Here is a 21,055-nt window from a genome sequence, read left to right as displayed (position 1 = left end):
CCAAGCCGCAAACCCGTCATCACCCCATTTGGCCGGCAGTACAGCCGGGGGCCCGCCCCACCGCCCGGCCGGCCGCGCCCCCCCCCCCCCCCCCGCGCGGGGGTGGCCGCCTACGCTGGAATGGTCCTACGCCCCTCCCTGCGGAAGGGGGCAGCCATGGCGCTCTCGAAGGCGGGCACGGCGCTTGCCGCGCTCCGCGAGGACCTGTCCGGCGAGGTCTTCGCCCCTGACGATCCCGGGTACGACGAGGCCCGCCGGGTCTTCAACGCGATGATCGACCGCAGGCCGGCCGTCATCGCCCAGTGCGAGAGCGTGGCCGACGTGGCCACCGCCGTCCGCTTCGCCCGGGAGCTGGACCTGCCCATCGCCGTGCGCGGCGGCGGGCACAGCGTGGCCGGCATGTCGCTCAACGACGGCGGTGTCGTGGTGGACCTGCGCCGGATGCACGAGGTGACGGTCCATCCCGCGGCCAAGGCGGTCCGGGTCGAGGGCGGGGCCGTGATGAGCCACCTCGACCGGGCCTGCGAACCGTACGGGCTGGCGACCACCGGCGGCCGGGCCTCCACGACGGGGGTCGGCGGCTTCGTGCTGGGCGGCGGCTCGGGCTGGTTGGACCGGGTCTGCGGACTGGCCGTCGACAACCTGCTCGGCGTCGAGCTGGTGACGGCCGACGGAACGGTCCTGGAGGCGACGGCGCAGGAGCACCCCGAGCTGTTCTGGGCCCTGCACGGCGGCGGCGGGAACTTCGGCGTCGCCACCTCCCTGACCCTGCGGCTGCACGACCTGCCCGCGATGTCGATCGCCCTGCTGCTGTACCTGCCGGAGAACGGGCCCGAGGTGGTCCGTACGTACCGGGACGTCATCGAGGCCGGCCCGCCCGAGGCGAGCGGCGCGGCCCTCTACATGACCGGCCCGCCCGAGGAGTTCGTCCCCCCGCACCTCGTGGGGCGGCTGCTGGCGGGCGCGCTGCTGACGTACGCGGGTCCCGAGGACGAGATGCGCAAGCTGGCCCGGCCGCTGCTGGCGATACCGCACGAGGCGGAGGTGGTGACGGCCATCCCGTACGCCGATCTGCAGTGCATGATCGACGACCCGCCCGGGATGCGGAACTACTGGTCGGCCGAGTACCTCACCGGTCTGCCGGACGAGCTGGTCGACGTCTTCTGCGCCCGCGCCGACACCATGCCCGTCCCGACGGGCACCCAGCACCTCGTCTGGCCCCAGGGCGGCGCCGTCGCAGCCGGACCCTCCGACTACCCCTTGCCGTACCGGGACGCGCCCTGGGCGGTGCACCCCTTCGGGATCTGGGAGGACCCGGCCGACGACGAGCGGTGCAGGCAGTGGGTCAAGGACGTCCGCGCCGACGTCCGGCCGTGGAGCACCGGCGCGGTCTACCTCAACTTCACCGGGGACGAGGGTCCCGAGCGCGTCGCCGCAGGCCTCGGCGAGGAGAACCTGCGGCGGCTGGCGGCGGTGAAGCGGGAGTACGACCGGGACAACGTCTTCCGCTTCAACCACAACATCAAGCCGGCGTAGGCGCCCGGTGGTTCACGACAGGGCGGCGATCACCTCGCGCGCCGCCCTCTCGCCCTCGGTGGCGCCGCCTTCCATGAAGCCCTGGAAGTCGTAGCTGCAGTGCTCGCCGCCGATGTGGATGCGGCCCTGGGCGGTGCCCTCGTACTTGGCGTACCGGTGCAGGTAGCCCACCGGCCAGTACGAGTACGCGCCGTACGAGTACGGGTTCCTGTGCCAGGCGGACAGCTGCGCCCGCCCGTTCCAGACGGCCTTGGTGCCCGGGAAGAAGGCGTCGACCCCGGTGAGCACCCGGCCCGCGAGCTCGCGTACGTACGGGTCGCTCTCGGTGGAGAACGGCGCGCCCGGGGTGAGCGCACCGGCGAGGCTGCCGCCGCCGTACTGGAGCAGGATGCCGCCGGTGCCCGGCTGGACCTTGGTGGTGTCCCAGACCTGCTGGACCGGGGAGTCGGTGAAGCAGTCACCGGCGGAGACCCCCGGCCAGGGGCCCGTGCCGCGCCAGGGGCGGGCGGTGAACTGCATGTTGAGCTTGGTGCAGAAGCCCATCCGGGCGTCGCGCAGCAGGTTCTTCATCAGCGGGTCGAAGCCGGCGCCGCCGAGGTCGATCCGCTGCAGGATCGGCAGCGGCAGGCACAGGATGGTGTGGTCGGCGGTGACGGTGCGCAGGGATCCCGCGTCGTTGAAGGTCAGCGTCTGGGTGCCGTCGGAGGCCACGCGCACGGCGACCAGCTCGCGGCCCATCACGAGGGAGCCGGCGGGCAGGGCCTTGGCGATGGCGTTCGGCAGCTGGTCGTTGCCGCCGGTGATGTGGTAGCGCTCGTTGGACAGGCCCCAGACGTTGAAGTTGCCGGGGTTGGGCTGGTAGCCCATCAGCAGGACCAGGGCGAGCGCGGACTGCTGGTCGGTGTCGGCGCCGTACTCGACGTTGTACGCGACGTCGATGAAGCGGCCGAGCTGCGAGCCGTGGCCGCCGGGGACACGGGTCTCGATCCACTCGTACAGCGTCATGTTGTCGAGGGCGGTGCCCGCCGGGGTGGTGGAGTTCCAGGAGACCTCGCCGGCTTCGACCAGGTCGCGGTGCAGCGCCTGGTAGACGGCCTTGAAGTCCTCGTCGGCCTGGTCGCGCGAGTAGTAGGTGCCGTTGAACCAGAGGACTTCCTCGGCGCCGTTGGGACCGCCTCCGAGGAAGTCGTCGGTGGGCAGGTTGAAGCGGCGGCAGAGCTCCAGGATCTTCTTGTGGCTGGTGTCGATCAGCTCACCGCCGATCTCGGAGGTCTGCCCGTACGCCCAGTGCGAGCGCTGGCTGTACATCCGGCCGCCGACCCGGCTCGGGTTGGCCTCGTAGAGCGTGCAGCCGACGCCCGCGTCCTGGAGGGTGAGGGCCGCGGTCAGGCCCGAGATGCCGGCGCCGACGACCACGACGCGGGCGGGGGTGACGGGCTTCTTGTCGGGGAGGGCGCCTGCGGCGTGGGCGGCCTGGGAGCCGAGCCCGGAGGAGGCGAGGGCGGTGCCGAGCCCGAGGGCGGCGGCGCGGCCGAGCAGTTCGCGGCGGCCGAGACCGCGGACCTCGGCGACGGGCAGGGAGAGGCGGCGGGCGGCGGCGTGTTCGGCGGCCAGCTGCCGGAGCGCGTGCATCAGGGGCGTACGGGCCATGGCGGTGCTCCTGTCGGATTCAGCGGGTGGCGGACGCGGGGGCGGGGTCCTCGGTGCGTTCCGCGGAGTCCTCCAGGACGACGCGGCCGATGATCTCGTAGCGCTCGGGGGCCTTGAACTTCAGCCACAGGCCGAGCCCCAGCCCGCCGAAGAAGACGACGCCGACGATCCACGGGATCAGGGTGAAGAAGAAGGAGTCGGCGGCGAGACCGGCCGCGGTCTCCATGTTGACGACGAGCAGGACGACGACGGCGGCCATGGCGATCCCGCCGACGAGCGGGGCGGTGAAGGTGCGGAACCAGTGCCGGTCCTCGGGGTGGTTCCTGCGGAAGTAGCCGATCACGGCGAAGGAGCAGAGGGTCTGGACGATGAGGATCGCCATCGTCCCGAGGATCGCGAGCAGCGTGTACAGGTGGATGTACGGGTCCTGCCCGGTGAGCCAGAACAGCGCCACAAGGGCGGTGGCGATGGCGGTCTGCACGACCGAGGAGAGGTACGGGGAGCCGTGCCTGGGGTGCGTGCGGCCGAGCGCCGGGTGCAGGAAGCCCTCGCGGCCGATGGCGTACAGGTAGCGGGCGGCGCACTGGTGGAAGGCCATGCCGCAGGCGAAGGAGCCGGTGAGCAGCAGCCACTGGAAGGCGCTGACGGCCCAGCCGCCGATGAAGGTCCGGGTCGGCGCGAAGAAGAGGTCGAGGGGGCTGCTGGAGGCGGACAGTTCGACGGACGCGGCGAGGCCGTTGCCCGCGATGGTCATCCAGGAGACGTAGATGTAGAAGAGGCCGACGCCGATGACGGAGATCAGGGTGGCCCTGGGGATGACCCGCTTCGGATTGCGGGACTCCTCCCCGTACATGGCGGTGGACTCGAAGCCGACCCAGGACCAGAAGGCGAAGAAGAGGCCGAGTCCGGCGGAGGTGCCGGTGAAGGCGTTCTTCGGGTTGACGGGTTCGAACGGGATCCCGTCCGGGCCGCCGCCGGCGAGGAGCACCGCGGTGGCGACGGCGAACAGGACGGCGATCTCGGCGACGAGCATCACGCCGAGGGCCTTGGCGGTGAGGTTGATGTCGAAGTGCGCGAGGACGGCCGTGACGGCGAGCATGCCGGCCGCGTAGGCGATCCAGGGCAGGTCGACACCGAGCTGGTCGTGGACGGTGGTCTTGGCGAAGTAGGAGAAGACGCCGACGATCGAGGCCTCGAAGACGATGTAGGCGAGGACGGCGAGCATGCCGGAAGCCATGCCGGCGATCCGGCCGAGGCCGTGCGAGATGTATCCGTAGAAGGCGCCGGCGGCGGTGATCCGCTTGGCCATGGCGACGTAGCCGACCGCGAAGACGGTCAGGACGGCGGTCGCGAAGAGGTATCCGGCCGGGGCGCCGGTGCCGTTGCCGAATCCGACGGCGATGGGGAGGTTGCCGGTCATGGCGGTGATGGGGGCCGCGGTGGCGACGGCCATGAAGACGACGCCGACCAGGCCGACGGAGTTGGCCCTCAGCCGCTGTACCCGGGGAACCTGCCCCGTTCCGGCGGTCCGGGGCGGTGTGTCGGCTGTGTCTGAGCTCATCGCTTCCTCGTTCCTGTCGGGAGGGGCGCCACTCTCCCCGGGCGTGACGCACACCACAATCGGCACGCGGTCCGATAATCCCCTTGAAGAGCCGACGAGTTGTCGGGCCGGACGGGGGCAAATCGGGCTCCGTAACCGTCCGGTGATGTGCGGGGAACAAGCAGGCCGGTAGCGTCCGGCGCTATGGAGAACCAGGGCGGGATCACCGTTCAGCGGGCGCTGGAGCTGCCGGGGCTGCGCAGCGGGCTGCCGGAGGTGGTGGCCTGCGCCGACCGCCTCGGCCGGACGGTGCGCTGGGTGCACGCCGGCGAGGTGCCTAACATCGCGTCCCTGCTCAAGGGAGGGGAGCTGCTGCTGACCACCGGTCTGGGGCTGGGCACCCGGCCCGCGGAGCAGCGCGCCTTCGTCCGCCGGCTCGCGGACCGGGGCATCGCCGCCCTGGTGGTGGAGCTCGGGCCGCGTTTCAGCCGCCTCCCGGCCACCCTCGTCGAGACCGCCCGCGCGGCCGGGCTGCCGCTGGTCCAGCTGCACCGCGAGGTCCCCTTCGTGACGGTGACGGAGGAGGTCCACACCGAGATCGTCAACGGCCATTACGCGCTGCTCCAGCGGGCCGAGGAGGTCCACCGGCGCTGCACGGAGGCGCTGTTGGGCGGCGGCGGGATCCCGCAGGTGCTGCGCATCCTGGCCGACTTCACCGGGAACCCGGTGTTCCTGGAGACCCCGGACGGCCAACTCCTGTACGGGGCGGGCCCGGTCTCGGGGGAGGCCGCCGCGGACCCGCTGCAGGTCTGGGAGGGGCTGCGGGGGCAGCGCGAGGCGGAGCCCTCGGCCAACACCGTGGTGGTCGACGTCCCCGGCGGCGGCCACGGGGCGGGCTCGGTGCGCGCACGGGTCGTCCTGCTGGGCGTCTCCGCCCCTCTGCTCCCGGTGCACCGGATGGCGGCGGAGCGGACGGCCGGGGTGCTGGCCGTCGTCCTCATGCAGGCCCGCCAGGAGGAGGAACTGGCCGCGCGCGGCCGCGGCGACTTCCTGACGGACCTGGCGGAGGGCCGCATCTCGGCCGAGGACGCCCCGGCGCAGGCCCGCGTCCTCGGTTTCAAGCCCGGACCCGGCCCGTTGCTCCCGGTCGTCATGCGGCTGTCCGCCGACCTCGGCCCGGCGGGCAACTGGGCGGTCCTGGCCCGCGCGGTGCTGGAGGAGCTGTCCTCGGTCGGCGTACCGGTGCTGCTGGGCGTGCGCCCGGTGGAGGGGCGGGTACCGCTGCTGGTCTCCCTGCGGGCGGAGTCGGAGCGCACGGCGGTGGCAGACCGGGTGGCGGCGGCGCTGCGCGCGGGCGTGGAGCGGGCCGGCCTGGACCGGGCCGCGGCCCCGCCGGCGGTGGTGGTGGGCGTGGCGGGCGGCTGGGCGGCGGCCTCCTCGGGCCTGCGCCATGCGGCCGAAACGGCGACGGCGGCCCACGGCCTACCCGCCCGGCCCTGGTACGACGCGCGGCGCCTGGACATCGACCTGCTGCTGTGGCGTCTGCGCGAGCACCCGGACCTGGCGGCGTTCGTGGACCGCGCGATCGGCCCCCTGCGGGTCCACGACACGACGTCCCGCCCGCCGCTGCTGCCCACCCTGGAGACGTACCTGGCCCATGCGGGCCGCAAGGCGGAGACGGCCCGCGAGCTGCACCTGAACCGGCAGACGCTGTACAACCGGCTGGCGCGGATCTCGGAGCTCCTGGGCACGGACCTGGACGACCCGGAGACGGTGCTCTCCCTCAGCCTGGCCCTCCGCGCCCGCCGCCACACGCCGTCTCCTTCTTGACGCGCCGCTCGCGCGGCTGCGGCCGCAGGCGGCCTTCCCGGCTGCGCGCCGCTGCGGGCGGACTCCGTCCGCCGGACCTCCGGCGGCAGCTCCGAGCCCTGCGACGGCCCCTGCGTCGCACGGCTGCGGCCGACTCCGCCCGCCGAGGGCAGGGCGGGGCTCCGGGACCGGCCCGGGGTCCGTTCCGTGCCCGCGGGTACGGCCGCTGCACGGGGCCGTCCCTACCCGCCCTCACCGTTCCCGCCTCATACGCCGGCGGGGCTCACCGGACCCGGGGCGGGCCTCGGACCGGTACGCCGCTCCGCGCCGGGCTCGGAGCGCGCCGGGGCGAAACCCCGCCCCGCCGGCGTTCGAGGCGCTGGGGCTACCCCGGACGGAGTCCGGGGCAGGTCCGGGGGCCGGCCCCCGGACAGCGCCTCCCGGAAGGCACTCCGAGCCCGCCGGACGAAACCCAGCCCGCCGGCGTTCGAGGCGCGGGGTGCGGGGCCGGCCGCCGGCGGCGCACCGGCGGGGGCCGGGGCGGAGCCTCGGGGAACGGGGGAAGGACGGAGCGGAGAGAAGTTCCGCGCAGCGGCATCCCCGGCCCGGCGGCAGAGGCCCGTCAGCGGCCCCGAAGCCGACCGGCAGCCCGGACCACGCCAGAGCCGGGCGCGGGCCCGCCGTGCCCTCCAGCCCCGCCGACGCCAGAGCCGGGCGCGGGCCCGCGGCATCCTCCAGCCCCGCGGCGAGGCCCGGGCGCCACCGGGGGCCGTGGCCCGGCCCGCCCCCTCCCGGCCACCAGCGGAGCTACTTGCGGCGTTCCGTCAGCTCGTCGTACACCGACAGCACCTGCGCCACCGTGTCGTCCTCCGACGGCCAGGTCGCCGCCTGCGCGCGCCCCGCCGCCGACAGGGCGGCCCTGCGGTCCGGCTCCACCAACAGTTTCACCACCGCCGACGCCAGTGCACCCGCGTCCCCGTACGGGACCAATACGCCCGCGTCGCCGACCAGTTCCTGCATGCCCCCGACCGCGGTGGCGACCAGCGGCACGCCGATGCGCAGCGCCTCCTGCGCCAGCAGCGACCGCGCCTCCCACCGGCTCGGCAGCACCGCCAGGTCCGCCGCGGCGAGCAGGTGAGCGGCGTCGCGGCGCCACCCGAGCAGCCGCACCGGCAGGCCCTCCACCTCGATCCGCCGCGACAGCTCCGGCCGTTGCGGGCCCTCCCCCGCGATCACCACCAGCGGCGCCGGCTCCAGCACCCGCCAGGCCCGCGCCGCGTCCAGCAGGACGGAGTACCCCCGGTGCGGCACCAGGCTCCCGACCGCGACGATCAACGGGCGTTCCACCGCACCGAGTTCCGCCCGCACCTTGCCGGGATCCACCGGCCTCGCGGGGCCCGAGGGAACCGCCACCGGCGCGAGCCGCGCGTCCCGCGCCCCCCGCGCACGCGCCAGAGCGACCTGGTCCGAGGAGGCCCCCAGCACCACCGCCGCCGCCCGCGCCACATGCCGTTCCAGCAGCCGGCCCAGCCGCCCGAGCGGCCCTTCGGCGGCGGGGCCGCCCCCGTGCCAGGTCACCACCAGCGGCACCCGGCGCCCCCGCAGCGCCAGCGCGGCCCGCATCCCGGCCCGCACCCCGTGCGCGTGCACCACGTCCGCGTGCGCGCACACCGCTCGCAGCGCACTGCCCGCGTCGGGCGTGAACTGCGCCCCGGCGCCGGTGAAGTCGTACTCGCCCTCCGCCTCGGGCGACGCGCACACCGTGACCCCCACGCCGCGTGCGGCGAGCCCGGTCGCCAGCGACCGCACATGCGCACTACTGCCCGCCCCGGCGCCCCCGAGCACCTGGACGGTACGCAGCGGCGGCCGCCCGTACGACTGCGCGGGGACCGGGGTCGAGACCGGGGAGCTGCTCACGGGCCGAAGCTCCAGGGGGAGGGAGGCAGAGTCGACGCCCAGAATGCCAGTACGCACGCGCGTTCCGGGACCATACGGGCACGGATCCGGTACGAGATGCCGCCACACGCCCCCCAGCCTCACCCACATGGAGTACAGGGGCGGGCCGCAGGCCCGACAGCGTCCCCCCGCCGGGCCCGTCCGCTACGCGTCGGCGCGGGCCGCCGCGAGGAGTTCCTCGGCGTGGGCGCGGGCGGACACCGAGTCCTCGTGGCCCGCCAGCATGCGCGACAGCTCGCGGATGCGGTCCTCGCCTTCCAGGACGGTCACGCCGCTCCTGGTCACCGAGCCGTCGTTGGTCTTCTCCACCAGCAGCTGCCGGTCCGCGAAGGCCGCCACCTGCGGGAGGTGGGTGACGACCACGACCTGCGCGGACTTGGCCAGCTTCGCCAGACGCCGACCGACCTCGACCGCCGCCTTACCGCCGACGCCCGCGTCGACCTCGTCGAAGAGGTACGTCGGCACCGGGTCGGAGCCCGCGAAGACGACCTCCACGGCCAGCATCACCCGGGACAGCTCACCGCCCGAGGCGCCCTTTGCGATCGGCCTCGGCTGGGCACCCGGGTGCGGGGCCAGCAGCAGTTCGACCTCGTCCGCGCCCGAGGGCCCGTAGGCGACGGTCCGGCCGGCGACCTCCACCCCGTCGGGGTCCTCCACCTGCCGGATGTCGATCGTCACCCGCGCGTGCGGCATCGCGAGCGAGGCCAGCTCCTGCGTCACCGCGGAGCCGAACCGCGTCGCGGCCTCCACCCGGGCGTCGGTCAACGCCTGGGCCAGCTGCGAGAGTTCGGCGCGCAGGCCGTCCCGTTCGGCGGTGAGCTCGGAGATCCGCTCGTCGTCGCCGTCCAGTTCCAGCAGCCGCGCCGAGCCCTTCTCGGCCCACTCCAGCACGGAGTCGATCGAGTCGCCGTACTTGCGCGTCAGCTGGCTCAGCGCGGCCCGCCGCTCCTCCACGGCCGCGAGGCGCAGCGGATCGGCGTCCAGGTTGTCGGCGTAGCCCGCCAGCTCCCCGGCCACGTCGGACAGCAGGATGCCGAGCTCGCCGATCCGCTCGGCGAGCGCGCCGAGGGCCGGGTCGTGGGAGCGTACGGCTTCCAGGGCCCGGTGTGCGCCCGCGACGAGCGTGTTCGCGTCGACGCCCTCGGGGTCCTCCACGTCGCCGGCGAGCGCGGCGTGCGCGATCTGCGCCGCCGAGGCCAGCGATTCGGCGTGGCCGAGCCGCTCCGCCTCCGCCGCCAGTTCGGCGTCCTCCCCGGCCAGCGGCTCCACGGCCGCGATCTCCTCCAGGCCGAAGCGCAGCAGGTCCGCCTCCTGGGCCCGTTCCCGGGCCCGGGTGGTGATCTCCTCCAGCTCGGCGGAGACCGCGCGCAGCCGCCGGTAGGCGGCCCCGTACTTCTCCAGCGGGACCGCGACGGCGTCCCCGGCGTACCGGTCGAGGGCCTGCCGCTGCCGGGCGGGCCGCAGCAGGCCCTGCTGGTCGGTCTGCCCGTGCACGGCGACGAGGTCGTCCGCGAGTTCGCCGAGCAGGCCGACGGGCACGGAGCGGCCGCCGACGTGGGCGCGCGAGCGCCCCTCGGCGGAGACGGTCCGGCTGATCAGCAGGGCGCCGTCGTCGAGCTCGGCCCCGGCCTCCTCGGCCCGTACGGCGGCGGGCGCGTCGGGGCGCAGGACGATGCGGCCCTCCACGACCGCCGCCTTGGCCCCGATCCGTACCAGCGCCGGGTCGGCACGCCCGCCGAGCAGCAGTCCGAGGCTGGTGACGACCATCGTCTTGCCGGCGCCGGTCTCGCCGGTCACCGCGGTGAAACCGGGCGACAGCTCGACCACCGCGTCGTCGATGACCCCGAGCGACCGTATCCGCATCTCCTCAAGCACGGGACGACCATACCGAGGTTTCCCCGGTGCCATGTGACGTCACCCGCGAGGAAATCCTCGTACGGGTGTGCTATTAGCGACGCACCGGCTCCCCCTCGGCCGGTCTCAGTGCGGCACCCCGCGCCACCCCGACACGGGCAGCGCGAACTTCGCGACCAGCCGGTCCGTGAACGACGCGTGGTGCAGCCGGGCGAGCCGCACCGGCACCGCACCACGCCGGACCTCCACCCGCGCCCCCGCGGGCAGCTCCAGCATCCGGCGCCCGTCGCACCACAGCACCCCGTGCGGGACTCCGGCCTGCACCTCCACCGCGAGCACCGACTGCGGCGAGGTCACCAGCGGCTTCGCGAAGAGCGCGTGCGCACTGATCGGCACCATCAGCAGGGCCTCCACCTCGGGCCAGACCACCGGCCCGCCCGCGGAGAAGGCGTACGCCGTCGAGCCGGTCGGGGTCGCGCAGACGATCCCGTCGCAGCCGAAGCCGGACACCGGCCGCCCGTCGATCTCCAGGACCACCTCCAGCATCCGCTCGGGGGACACCTTCTGGACGGCGGCCTCGTTCAGCGCCCAGTCGCGGTGGACGACGTCGCCGTTGGACCGGACGACCACGTCGAGGGTCATCCGCTCCTCGACCTCGTACGCGCGCGTCACCACCCGGTCGACGACCTTGTCCAGGTCGTCGCGCTCGGCCTCGGCGAGGAAGCCCACCCGGCCCAGGTTCACGCCCAGCATCGGCACGCCCGAGCTGCGCGCGTACTCCGCACCGCGCAGCAGGGTCCCGTCACCGCCCAGCACCACCAGCAGCTCGCAGCCGTCCAGCACGTCCGGTGTGGTCCCGGTGACCAGCTCCACCTCGGGCGGCAGCGGCAGGTCCTGGGCCTCGTGCTCCAGGACCCGTACCCCCAGACCGCTCTTCAGCAGCCCCTGCACGACCAGCTCGGCGCTGCGGATGGCCGCCGGCCGCCCGGTGTGCGCGAGCAGGAAGACGGTCCGCCCCCGCCCCGTGTCCGGTACGTCCGGTGTTGACGTACCCGTCGTAGATGTACCTGTTGTAGATGTACCTGTCACTGCGGCCCCTCCACCACTGCACGGTCGACATCCGCCGGGTCGAGTGCCGGTGCCCCCGCCCGCAGCCACAGAAAGTACTCGACGTTGCCCGAGGGGCCGGGCAGGGGACTCGCGGTCACCCCGAGAACGCCCAGCCCCAGCTTCGCGGCCTGCGCCGCGACCTCCCGTACGGCCTCCGCCCGCAGCTCCGGACTGCGGACCACGCCGCCGCTGCCGAGCCGGTCCTTGCCGACCTCGAACTGGGGCTTGACCATCAGCACCAGATCCGCGTCGGGGGCGCAGCAGCGCACGAGCGCCGGCAGCACCAGACCGATCGAGATGAAGGACAGGTCGCCGACGACCAGGTCGACCGGAATGCCGTCGATCTGCTCCAAGGTCAGCTCCCGGACGTTCGTCCGGTCCTTCACCGTGACCCGGTCGTCGCTCTGCAGCGACCAGGCGAGCTGCCCGTAGCCGACGTCGACGGCCATCACGTGGGCGACGCCCGCCCGCAGCAGCACATCGGTGAAGCCGCCGGTGGAGGCGCCGGCGTCCAGCGCCCGGCGGCCCTCGACCACCAGCCCCCGCGGCTGGAACGCCGCCAGCGCGCCCGCGAGCTTGTGGCCGCCCCGGGAGACGTAGTCGGGGTCGCTGTCGTCCTTCAGCACCACCAGGGCCGCGCTGGTCTCCACCTGGGTGGCCGCTTTGGTCGCGGTGGCGCCGCCGACGGTCACCCGGCCCGCGGCGATCAGCTGGGCGGCGTGCTCGCGCGAGCGGGCCATGCTGCGGCGTACCAGTTCGGCGTCCAGGCGGCGGCGTGCCACTCCTGCCACGTTCGGTTCAGCTCCTGTTTTCGTACGGTCCCGGGACGGGCGGTGCGTCCAGCGCGGTCAGCGCGTCGCGCAACCCCCTGTGCACATCCTCGTACACCTCGACGTGCCCGTCCGCCGGGAGGTGGTCGGCATCCGCCAGCCGCTCCAGGTGCGCGTCCACGTCCGGATGCCCGGTGGGCGTCCGGACGAGCCCCAGCGGCGCGGGATCGGCGGGGCCGGCGGCCTCGGCAGCCCCTGCGTCCCCGGCCTCGGGCCGGGATCCCCCGGCAGCCTCCGCGGTCCCTGCGGACAGTTCGTCGGTCATGCCCCCGACGCTACCGCGAAGCGCGGGGGCGACCACCCGCGGCTCTGCGGTACGGTCGAGATCACGATGGCTACGATCGAGGAGTGCCGGGCGGCACTCGACCAACTCTCCGAGAACCTGGCGCAGGCCGACAGCGGCGTGCGCGGCGCCGCCGCGCTCGACCGCTCCCTGAGCTGCCACATCACCGACCTGGACCGCACCTTCACGGGCCGTCTCGACGGCGGCCGGATCCGGGTCGACGCGCTCACCCCCGGCCCGCCCGCCGCCAAGGCGGACATCCGGCTCGCCATGACCGGCGACGACCTCGTCGCCCTGGTTGCGGGAGAGCTGCGCTTCGCCAAGGCCTGGGCCTCCGGCCGCGTGAAGCTGGAGGCCGGCCTGCGCGACCTGCTCCGTCTCAAGAGCCTGCTGTGACCCCCGCCCCGGGGCGCGCCCCGGCGCCCGTGCCGCGCCGGCGGGCCGCGGGGACCACCAGCGGGGTGCCCGTCTCGGGGTCTTCGATGACCTGGCAGCGAAGCCCGAACACCTTCTCCACGCGTTCCGCCGTCACCACCTCGGCCGGCGGCCCCTCCGCGACGACCTCCCCGCCGCGCATCGCGATCAGGTGCGTGGCGTAGCGGGCGGCGTGGTTGAGGTCGTGCAGCACGGCGACCAGGGTCCGCCCCTGCGTCTCGTGCAGTTCGGCGCACAGGTCCAGCACGTCGATCTGGTGCTGGATGTCCAGGTACGTCGTCGGCTCGTCCAGCAGCAGCAGCGGCGTCTGCTGGGCCAGCGCCATCGCGATCCACACCCGCTGGCGCTGCCCGCCCGACAGCTCGTCCACCGCCCGGTCCGCGAGATCGGCCACCCCGGTGGCGGTCATCGACTCGACGACGATCCGCTCGTCCTCGGGCGACCACTGCCGCAACAGCCCCTGGTGCGGGTGGCGGCCGCGCGAGACCAGGTCGGCGACCGTGATCCCGTCCGGCGCGGTCGAGGACTGCGGGAGCAGCCCGAGCGTCCGTGCGACCTTCTTCGCCGGGAGCGTTCCGATGGCCCGCCCGTCGAGCAGCACCCGCCCGGAGGACGGCTTCAGCATCCGCGACAGGGCGCGCAGCAGCGTGGACTTGCCGCAGGCGTTCGGGCCGACGATCACCGTGAAGGAGTGGTCGGGGATCTCCACCGACAGGTTCTCGGCGATGACCCTCTGCTCGTAGGCGAGGGTCAGGTTCTGCGCGGTCAGCCGCTGCACGTGCGTACTCCTTGAGTCGGTCACATCCGTCCCGCCCTGCGCTCGGCGACGAGCAGCCACAGCAGGTAGACGCCGCCCACCAGCCCGGTCACCACACCCACCGGCAGCTGGTCGGCGCCGAAGGCCCGCTGCGAGGCCCAGTCGGACACCAGCAGCAGGACGGAGCCCATCAGCGCGCCGGTGAGCAGGTTCGACCCGGGAGACCGGGTCAGGCGCCGAGCCAGCTGGGGTGCGGCCAGGGCGACGAAGCTGATGGGCCCGGCCGCGGCGGCGGCCGCGGTGGTCAGCAGGACGGCCGCCAGCATCAGCAGCATCCGGGTGCGTTCCACCCGTACCCCGAGGGCGTACGCGGCGTCGTCGCCCATCTCGATCAGCCGCAGGGCCCGGCTCTGCCCGAGGACCAGCGGGAACAGCACCGCGCAGGCGGCCAGCAGCGGCCACACCTGGGCCCAGTCCCGGCCGGAGAGCGAGCCGGTCAGCCAGACCATCGCGCGGGTGGCGTCGACCAGCTGCGAGGTGGTCAGCAGGTAGTTGATGGCGGCGACCAGCAAGGCGGAGGTGCCGATGCCCACGAGGACCAGCCGGTAGCCGTGGATGCCCCGCTTGTACGAGAGCAGGTAGACGGCGGCCCCGGTGAGCAGCCCGCCCGCCAGCGCGCCCGCCGCCACCGCCGAGGCACCACCCTTGAACACGATGATCACGGTGAGCGCGCCGACGGCCGAGCCGTACCCGAAACCGAGCAGGTCGGGGGAGCCGAGGGCGTTGCGGGAGACGGACTGGAAGACCGCTCCGGCCATGCCGAGCGCCGCGCCGACCAGCAGGGCGACCAGGACCCGCGGCAGCCGCAGGTCGCGTACGACGAATTCGTGCGCGGGCGTGCCGTTGCCCAGCAGGGTCCGTACGACGTCCCGCGGGGCGATCTCGAAGTCGCCGGTGCCGGTCAGCAGCACGGCCATGGCCAGCGCGGCGGCGGCGAGCAGCACCCCCACCGCCAGCGCACGCGGCTCCACCCGCAGGGACGTGCCGCCAGGGCCGCGCAGCACCCGGAATCCGGGCCGGTGCACGGGCAGTCCCACCCTCACAGCTGGGCCGTCCTCTTGCGCCGGACGAGATGGATGAAGACGGGCCCGCCGACGAGCGCGGTGACGATGCCGACCTGGAGCTCGGCGGGCCGGGTGACGACCCGGCCGATGATGTCCGCGCCGAGCAGCAGGACGGGCGAGAGCACCGCCGAGTAGGCGAGCACCCACCGCATGTCGGGTCCGGTCAGGAGCCGCACCAGGTGCGGGATCATCAGGCCGATGAAGACGATCGGCCCGCAGGCCGCGGTCGCCGCCCCGCACAGCAGGGTGATGGCGGCCATGGCACCGATCCGGGTGCGCGTCAGGTGCGCGCCCAGCGCCCGCGCGGTGTCGGCGCCCATGGCCATCGCGTTGAGCGGCCGGCCCAGTGACAGTGCGAGCACCGCGCCGGCGAGCAGGAAGGGCGCCACCTGGCGGACGGTGTCCATGTTCGCGGAGGCCAGTGAACCCACCGTCCAGAAGCGGAGCTTGTCCAGTGCCTTGCTGTCCGTCAGCTGAACGGCGTTGATGTAGCCGACCAGGGCCGCGCTGGCCGCCGTACCGGCGAGCGCGAGGCGTACGGGCGTCGCGCTGCGGCTGCCGCCGAGGACGTACACGACGACGGAGACGACGGCGGCGCCGAGGAAGGCCCACCAGACGAACTCGCGGAGCGTGGACGCCCCGAGGAAGCTGACGGCCGAGACCACGGCGGCGGCGGCGCCCGCGTTGACGCCGAGGATGCCGGGCTCGGCCAGCGGATTGCGGGTCAGCGCCTGCATCACGGCGCCGGACAGGCCGAGTGCCAGGCCCACCATCAGCCCCAGCAAGGTGCGCGGGATGCGCAGATCGCGCACGACCACGTCGGAGGGCGTGCCCGAGTAGTGGAACAGGCCGTGCCAGACCTGGTCGAGGGGCATCTGCCTGGCGCCCACGGCGATGCTCGCCACCGCAATGGCGGCCAACACCGCGAGGGCGCCCAGCAGACCGGCAGCACGCGCAGTACGGCGCGTGCGGAGGGCGGCGACGGGCGCCGCGCTCTGTTCGGGGGGACTCTCGACCAACACGCAACTTAGGTTAGCCTACCCTGCGTACGCCTTGGTCCGGCGGAGCCCTGGGAGGCTCAGGCCCCTGGGCCGCGCCGGCTAAAGACCCAGCCTGGCCAGCGCCTTGCCGCCGTCCAGACCGCAGGACCCCTCCCCCGCCTCGGTCCAGGCCGCCGCACACAGCGCCCGCAGCCCGTCGAGCGCCTCGCCCTCGCCCCGCAGTTCCAGTACCCCGTCCTGCGCGGCCGCGGTCCAGCCCCCGCACCGGAAGCCGTCGGCCACCGCCTCGACCTCCGGCTGCGGGGTGAGCAGCCCGCGCAGGTCCCGGTCCACGTAGGTCGGCCGGTGCTTCGGCCCGGCCCGCAGCAGCTCCGCGCCGTCCGCGATGCCGGTCAGCACCAGCAGCGAGTCGACGCCCCCGTTGAACGCGCCCTCGATGTCGGTGTCCAGCCGGTCCCCCACCACCAGCGGCCGCTTCGCACCGGTGCGCAGGACGGTCTCGCGGTGCATCGGGGGCAGCGGCTTGCCCGCCACCTGCGGCTCCGCGCCCGTGGCGATCCGTACCACCTCCACCGCGGCGCCGTTGCCCGGCGCGATCCCCCGTGCCTGCGGGATCGTCAGGTCCGTGTTCGACGCGTACCACGGCACCCCCCGGTTGACGGCGTACGAGGCCTCCATGAAGCGCCCCCACGTCAGATCGGGACCCCCGTAGCCTTGGACGACCGCCGCGAGTCCCTCCTCGTCGGCCGAGTCCACCGGCACCAGCCCCCGCTCGCGCAGTGCGACCCGCAGCCCCTCCCCGCCGACCACCAGCACCTTCGACCCCGGCTCCACCTGCTCCGAGATCAGCCGGGCCACCGCCTGCGCCGAGGTGATCACATCGCCCGCCCCGGCCGGGACGCCCAGCTCGCACAGGTGCTCGGCAACGGCGTCCGGCGTCCGCAGCGCGTTGTTGGTGACGTACGCGAGGTGCATCCCCCCGGACCGGGCCTCGGCCAGCGACTCCACCGCGTACGCGATCGCCTCGCCGCCCGCGTACACGACTCCGTCCAGGTCCAGCAGGGCCGTGTCGTACGCCTGGTGCAGACTCCGCTCGCTGCCTGCCGGACTGGTCCTGCTCTGCCGGGTCATCCTGTCCGCTCCCTCTCCGCTTCGGCGATCGACCGATCGGTGACCGGTGTTCGGCCGGAATTCAACCGCTCTCGACCGTGTGTGCACTGCCGCGTTGCTCCCCCGATCATCCCGCATCGCGAGACGCGTCTTACCATGCACCAATGACCACATCTGGCACCGCGGAGCACGGACTGCGCCTGATCCCCTTCCCCGGACTGCGCTATGTCCCGGAGCGTGTCGGCAGCCTGGCGGCCGTCACCTCACCGCCGTACGACGTGGTCGTACGCCCCGACGGAGTCGACTACCTCGAATCCGCCGACCCGCACAACATCGTCCGCCTGATCCTCCCGCAGGCCGACACCCCGGCCGCCCGCAACCAACAGGCCGCCCGCACCCTGCGCGAATGGATCGACAAGGGCGTCCTCAGCGCCGATCCCGAGCCCGCACTGTACGTCTACGAGCAGCGCAGGGCCGGCCTGCTGCAACGCGGCATCATCGGCGCCCTCGCCCTCTCGAAGGCCGACGCCGGGATCGTCCTCCCCCACGAGGACGTCATGCCCGACGTGGTCACCGACCGGGCCGGGCTGATGCGGGCCGCCTCCGCCAACCTCGAACCCCTGCTCCTCACCTACCTCGGCGACGACCAGGATGCCGGAGCGGCGGAGGTCGTCGAGCGCACCGCCGCGGGAACCCCGCTGCTCGCCACCACCACCGAGGACGGCATGCAGCACCGCCTCTGGGCCGTCACCGACCCCGCCGACCTGGCCGCCGTCACCCGCGACCTCGGCCACCGCCAGGCCCTCATCGCCGACGGCCACCACCGCTGGGCGACGTACCTGCGCCTCCAGGAGGAGCACCGCTCCCCCACCGCCTGGGACTTCGGCCTGGTCCTCCTCGTCGACACCGCCCGCTACCCGCTCCAGGTCCGCGCCATCCACCGGATGCTGCGCCGACTGCCCGTCGCGGACGCCCTGGCGAGCGTCGAGGGACACTTCCGGGTCCGCCGCGTCGAAGGCCCGCTGCCGCTCGCGCTGGAGGCCCTCGCGGACGCCGCGGAACGGGGCAACGCCTTCCTCCTCACCGGCGACGGCACCTTCCACCTGGTCACCGACCCGGACCTGGACCTCCTGGAGCGCACCGTCCGCCACGACCGCCCCGAGGCGTGGCGCCGCCTCGACGCGACGGTGCTGCACGCGACGCTGCTCGATGCCCTGTGGCAGATTCCCGACGCCCCCGACCAGATCACCTACATCCACGACGCCGCGGCCACCGTGGCGATGGCCGAACGCCACGGCGGCACCGCGGTCCTGCTGCACCCGGTTCGGGAGGCGGTCGTACGGGACCTGGCCCGCCAGGGCGTCACGATGCCCCGCAAGTCGACCTCGTTCGGCCCGAAACCGGCCACCGGCCTGGTGCTGCGCAGCCTGGACTGAGCAGGTGGACCAGGACATGGAGAAGGGCGGCACCCCCGAGGGGTACCGCCCTTCTCCGTGTCACATCACGTCACGTCACGCCACGGCTCAGGCCTTGTCGCCGGTCTCGTCCACGTCGTCGTCCACGTCGTCGTCCTCGACGTCGGCGACGACCTCGTCGGTGACGTCGACGTCGACGTCCGCCTCGGACTGCTCCAGCGGCTCGTACTCGTCGTCGTCCTCGTCGTAGTACTCCGCCTGGTCGGAGGCACGCTCGGCGGCAGCCACCTCGGCGGCGTCCTGCTCGTCGGCGTCCTCGTCCTCGTCGGCCAGGTCCAGCGCGTCAACGAACTCGACCCCGTCCAGCTCGGCGAGCCGGTCGGAGGCGTCCATCGCCCCGTCCTTGTCCGCCTCGACGGTCTTGGCGAACCACTCGCGCGCCTCGTCCTCACGACCGGCCGCCAGCAGGGCGTCGGCGTAGGCGTACCGCAGACGCGCCGTCCACGGCTGGACGGCGTTCGAAGCCAGCTCCGGACTCTGCAGGGTCACGATGGCGGCGTCCAGCTGCCCCATGTCCCGGCGGGCACCGGCCGCAACCAGACGCATCTCGACCTGGCCGGCCTTGTCCAGCTTCTGCACCTCGGGCTCACCGGCCATGGCCAGCGCCCGCTCCGGACGGCCGAGGCCGCGCTCGCAGTCGGCCATGACGGGCCACAGCTCGACGGAACCGGTCATGCGCTTGGCGGCGCGGAACTCGGCGAGCGCCTCGCTGTACTTCTGGGTGGCGTACGCGGCGAAGCCGGCGGCCTCGCGGACGGCGGCGACGCGGGAGGCCAGCCGCAGGGCGATGCGCGAGTACGCGTACGCCTTCTCCGGGTCCTCGTCGATGAGCCGGGCCACCATCACCAGGTTGCGGGAGACTTCCTCGGCCAGCCCCTTGGGCAGGCTCAGGAGTTCCTGGCGCACATCGGAGTCGATCTCCAGACCGGTGACGTCCTCGTCGATCGGCAGCCGCTTGACCGGGTCCCGGTCACGGTCCGCCCGGAAGTCGCGGTCACCGCCACGGTCGTCGCGACCGCGGTAGCCACCCCGGTCGTCCCGCCCGCGGAACCCTCCGCGGTCGCCGCCGCGGTCGTCGCGGCCGCCGCGGAAGCCGCCGCGCTCGTCGTCGCGACGGGGGTAGGAGGGACGTCCACCGCGGTCGTCGTCACGACGCGGGTAGGAGGGGCGCTCACCGCGGTCGTCGCGGCGGAAACCACCGGACGGACGGTCATCCCGACGCGGGTACGAGGGACGGTCGCCACCACGGTCGTCGCGGCCGCCGCGGAAGCCACTGCGGTCGTCATCCCGACGCGGGTACGAGGGACGCCCACCGCGGTCGTCGTCACGACGCGGGTAGGAGGGACGTCCACCGCGGTCGTCGTCACGGCGCGGGTAGGAGGGGCGCTCACCGCGGTCGTCGCGGCGGAAACCACCGGACGGACGGTCATCCCGACGCGGGTACGAGGGACGGTCCCCACCACGGTCATCACGACGCTGGTAGGACGGACGGTCCCCACCACGGTCGTCACGGCCGCCGCGGAAGCCACTGCGGTCGTCATCCCGACGCGGGTAGGACGGACGCCCACCGCGGTCGTCGTCACGGCGCGGGTAGGAGGGGCGGTCACCGCCACGGTCGTCGCGGCCGCCGCGGAAGCCACCGCGCTCGTCGTCCCGACGGGGGTAGGACGGACGTCCACCGCGGTCGTCGTCACGGCGGGGGTAGGAGGGGCGCTCACCGCGGTCGTCACGGCGGAAACCACCGGAGGGACGGTCATCGCGACGCGGGTACGAGGGACGGTCCCCCCCACGGTCATCACGACGCGGGTACGACGGACGGTCCCCACCACGGTCGTCGCGACCGCCGCGGGAGCCACCGCGGTCGTCGTCACGGCGCGGGAAGCTGGGACGGTCGCCGCCTCGGTCGTCACGGCGGAAGCCGCCACCGGAGGGCCGGCCACCGCGGTCGTCGCGGTCGTCACGGCGGAACGAGGGGCGGTCGCCCCCACGGTCGTCGCGGCCGCGGGAGCCACCGCGATCGTCATCGCGGCGCGGGGAGAACGGACGGTCGCCGCCACGGTCGTCACGACGCGGGTACGACGGACGGTCACCACCGCGGTCATCGCGACCGCGGAAACCGCCGCCACCGCCACCGCCGGCGGGACGCCCACCACGGTCGTCACGGCGGAAACCGCCGCCACCACCGGTCGGACGGCCACCGCGGTCGTCGCGGCGGAAACCACCACGGTCACCGCCACGGTCGTCACGGCCCCCGCGGTAGCCGCCCCTGTCACCGCCGTCGTTGCGACGAGGCTCGCGCTCCGGACGATCGTCGGGAGAGTTGGACATGGGTGTGACTCCTGTCTTCGGGGTACCGCTAGTCATTCTCGCGCAACCAACCCATGGCCGCGCTTCGGCGTAAAGCTGTCAAAAACTTTCAAAAACAAAAAAGGACCCTTGGTCCAGCGTTGAACGCTGGACCAAGGGTCCTTTGAAAGATTGTTCGGCGGTGTCCTACTCTCCCACAGGGTCCCCCCTGCAGTACCATCGGCGCTGAAAGGCTTAGCTTCCGGGTTCGGAATGTAACCGGGCGTTTCCCTAACGCT

At 73.8% G+C, this 21,055-nt stretch carries 16 protein-coding genes, 1 rRNA gene and 1 pseudogene; 4 read left to right on the top strand and 14 right to left on the bottom strand.

Features of this window, described 5'->3' with window-relative positions:
- Positions 1-156 precede the first annotated feature (156 nt).
- Positions 157-1,536 (top strand): FAD-binding oxidoreductase, encoded by a 1,380-nt coding sequence (locus AB0B01_RS28970; protein ID WP_361725295.1) that lies wholly within the window; start codon positions 157-159, stop codon positions 1,534-1,536.
- 12 nt (positions 1,537-1,548) lie between these two features.
- Here AB0B01_RS28970 and AB0B01_RS28965 read toward each other — a convergent pair whose 3' ends face one another.
- Positions 1,549-3,186: an FAD-dependent oxidoreductase gene (locus tag AB0B01_RS28965; protein WP_361725292.1), complete on the bottom strand. Its 1,638-nt coding sequence runs from the start codon at positions 3,184-3,186 to the stop codon at positions 1,549-1,551.
- Between the two features lie 19 nt (positions 3,187-3,205).
- Positions 3,206-4,747 (bottom strand): APC family permease, encoded by a 1,542-nt coding sequence (locus AB0B01_RS28960; protein ID WP_361725289.1) that lies wholly within the window; start codon positions 4,745-4,747, stop codon positions 3,206-3,208.
- Between the two features lie 183 nt (positions 4,748-4,930).
- Between AB0B01_RS28960 and AB0B01_RS28955 the strand changes: the two genes are divergently transcribed.
- On the top strand, positions 4,931-6,556 hold the full coding sequence (locus AB0B01_RS28955; RefSeq protein WP_361725286.1) for a PucR family transcriptional regulator: 1,626 nt from the start codon (positions 4,931-4,933) through the stop codon (positions 6,554-6,556).
- Positions 6,557-7,342: 786 nt separating this feature from the next.
- On the opposite strand, the gene AB0B01_RS28950 is transcribed toward AB0B01_RS28955, so the two are convergent.
- The 5 genes from AB0B01_RS28950 to AB0B01_RS28930 all read right to left on the bottom strand — a co-directional run bounded on the left by AB0B01_RS28950 (position 7,343) and on the right by AB0B01_RS28930 (position 12,550).
- The gene (locus AB0B01_RS28950; RefSeq protein WP_361725283.1) at positions 7,343-8,452 is read right to left on the bottom strand and encodes a glycosyltransferase family 4 protein; all 1,110 of its coding nucleotides are present in this window, start codon (positions 8,450-8,452) and stop codon (positions 7,343-7,345) included.
- Between the two features lie 183 nt (positions 8,453-8,635).
- On the bottom strand, positions 8,636-10,354 hold the full coding sequence (recN, locus tag AB0B01_RS28945; RefSeq protein ID WP_361725301.1) for a DNA repair protein RecN: 1,719 nt from the start codon (positions 10,352-10,354) through the stop codon (positions 8,636-8,638).
- Positions 10,355-10,471: 117 nt separating this feature from the next.
- A complete protein-coding gene (locus tag AB0B01_RS28940) occupies positions 10,472-11,434 on the bottom strand; it encodes an NAD kinase (RefSeq protein ID WP_361725280.1) in 963 nt (320 codons plus the stop codon).
- Positions 11,431-12,246, bottom strand: a complete 816-nt coding sequence (locus AB0B01_RS28935) for a TlyA family RNA methyltransferase (protein ID WP_361725277.1) — start codon at positions 12,244-12,246, stop codon at positions 11,431-11,433. Before AB0B01_RS28935 ends, AB0B01_RS28940 begins: the two co-directional genes overlap by 4 nt.
- Before the next feature lie 7 nt (positions 12,247-12,253).
- A complete protein-coding gene (locus AB0B01_RS28930; protein WP_361725274.1) occupies positions 12,254-12,550 on the bottom strand; it encodes a hypothetical protein in 297 nt (98 codons plus the stop codon).
- 66 nt (positions 12,551-12,616) lie between these two features.
- On the opposite strand from AB0B01_RS28930, the gene AB0B01_RS28925 reads away from it, so the two are divergent.
- Positions 12,617-12,964 (top strand): SCP2 sterol-binding domain-containing protein, encoded by a 348-nt coding sequence (locus AB0B01_RS28925; RefSeq protein ID WP_361725271.1) that lies wholly within the window; start codon positions 12,617-12,619, stop codon positions 12,962-12,964.
- On the opposite strand, the gene AB0B01_RS28920 is transcribed toward AB0B01_RS28925, so the two are convergent.
- The 4 genes from AB0B01_RS28920 to AB0B01_RS28905 form a co-directional block, all read right to left on the bottom strand.
- Positions 12,948-13,781: an ABC transporter ATP-binding protein gene (locus AB0B01_RS28920; RefSeq protein ID WP_361725268.1), complete on the bottom strand. Its 834-nt coding sequence runs from the start codon at positions 13,779-13,781 to the stop codon at positions 12,948-12,950. The genes AB0B01_RS28925 and AB0B01_RS28920 overlap by 17 nt on opposite strands.
- A gap of 20 nt (positions 13,782-13,801) precedes the next feature.
- Positions 13,802-14,863, bottom strand: coding sequence for an iron chelate uptake ABC transporter family permease subunit (locus AB0B01_RS28915; RefSeq protein ID WP_361725264.1), 1,062 nt, complete (start codon positions 14,861-14,863; stop codon positions 13,802-13,804).
- Complete coding sequence (locus AB0B01_RS28910) at positions 14,860-15,906, bottom strand: iron chelate uptake ABC transporter family permease subunit (RefSeq protein ID WP_361725261.1); 1,047 nt, start codon at positions 15,904-15,906, stop codon at positions 14,860-14,862. The genes AB0B01_RS28915 and AB0B01_RS28910 overlap by 4 nt, the downstream gene beginning before the upstream one ends.
- A gap of 78 nt (positions 15,907-15,984) precedes the next feature.
- Positions 15,985-17,016, bottom strand: a complete 1,032-nt coding sequence (locus AB0B01_RS28905) for an HAD-IIA family hydrolase (protein ID WP_361725258.1) — start codon at positions 17,014-17,016, stop codon at positions 15,985-15,987.
- A gap of 143 nt (positions 17,017-17,159) precedes the next feature.
- Here AB0B01_RS28905 and AB0B01_RS28900 point away from each other — a divergent pair, with 143 nt between their 5' ends.
- The gene (locus tag AB0B01_RS28900; protein WP_361725255.1) at positions 17,160-18,431 is read left to right on the top strand and encodes a DUF1015 domain-containing protein; all 1,272 of its coding nucleotides are present in this window, start codon (positions 17,160-17,162) and stop codon (positions 18,429-18,431) included.
- An 87-nt stretch (positions 18,432-18,518) separates the two neighbouring features.
- Here AB0B01_RS28900 and AB0B01_RS28895 read toward each other — a convergent pair whose 3' ends face one another.
- From AB0B01_RS28895 to rrf, 3 genes and pseudogenes are all read right to left on the bottom strand, one after another.
- Complete coding sequence (locus AB0B01_RS28895; RefSeq protein WP_361725298.1) at positions 18,519-19,376, bottom strand: tetratricopeptide repeat protein; 858 nt, start codon at positions 19,374-19,376, stop codon at positions 18,519-18,521.
- Between the two features lie 195 nt (positions 19,377-19,571).
- Positions 19,572-20,756 (bottom strand): annotated as a pseudogene (locus AB0B01_RS28890) (hypothetical protein); the annotation flags it as partial.
- A gap of 194 nt (positions 20,757-20,950) precedes the next feature.
- Positions 20,951-21,055: ribosomal RNA gene (rrf, locus tag AB0B01_RS28885) — 5S ribosomal RNA — on the bottom strand; the annotation flags it as partial.

Source organism: Streptomyces sp. NPDC044571, assembly GCF_040647115.1.
Lineage (GTDB): Bacteria > Actinomycetota > Actinomycetes > Streptomycetales > Streptomycetaceae > Streptomyces.
This window is presented reverse-complemented; position numbering and strand designations above follow the sequence as displayed.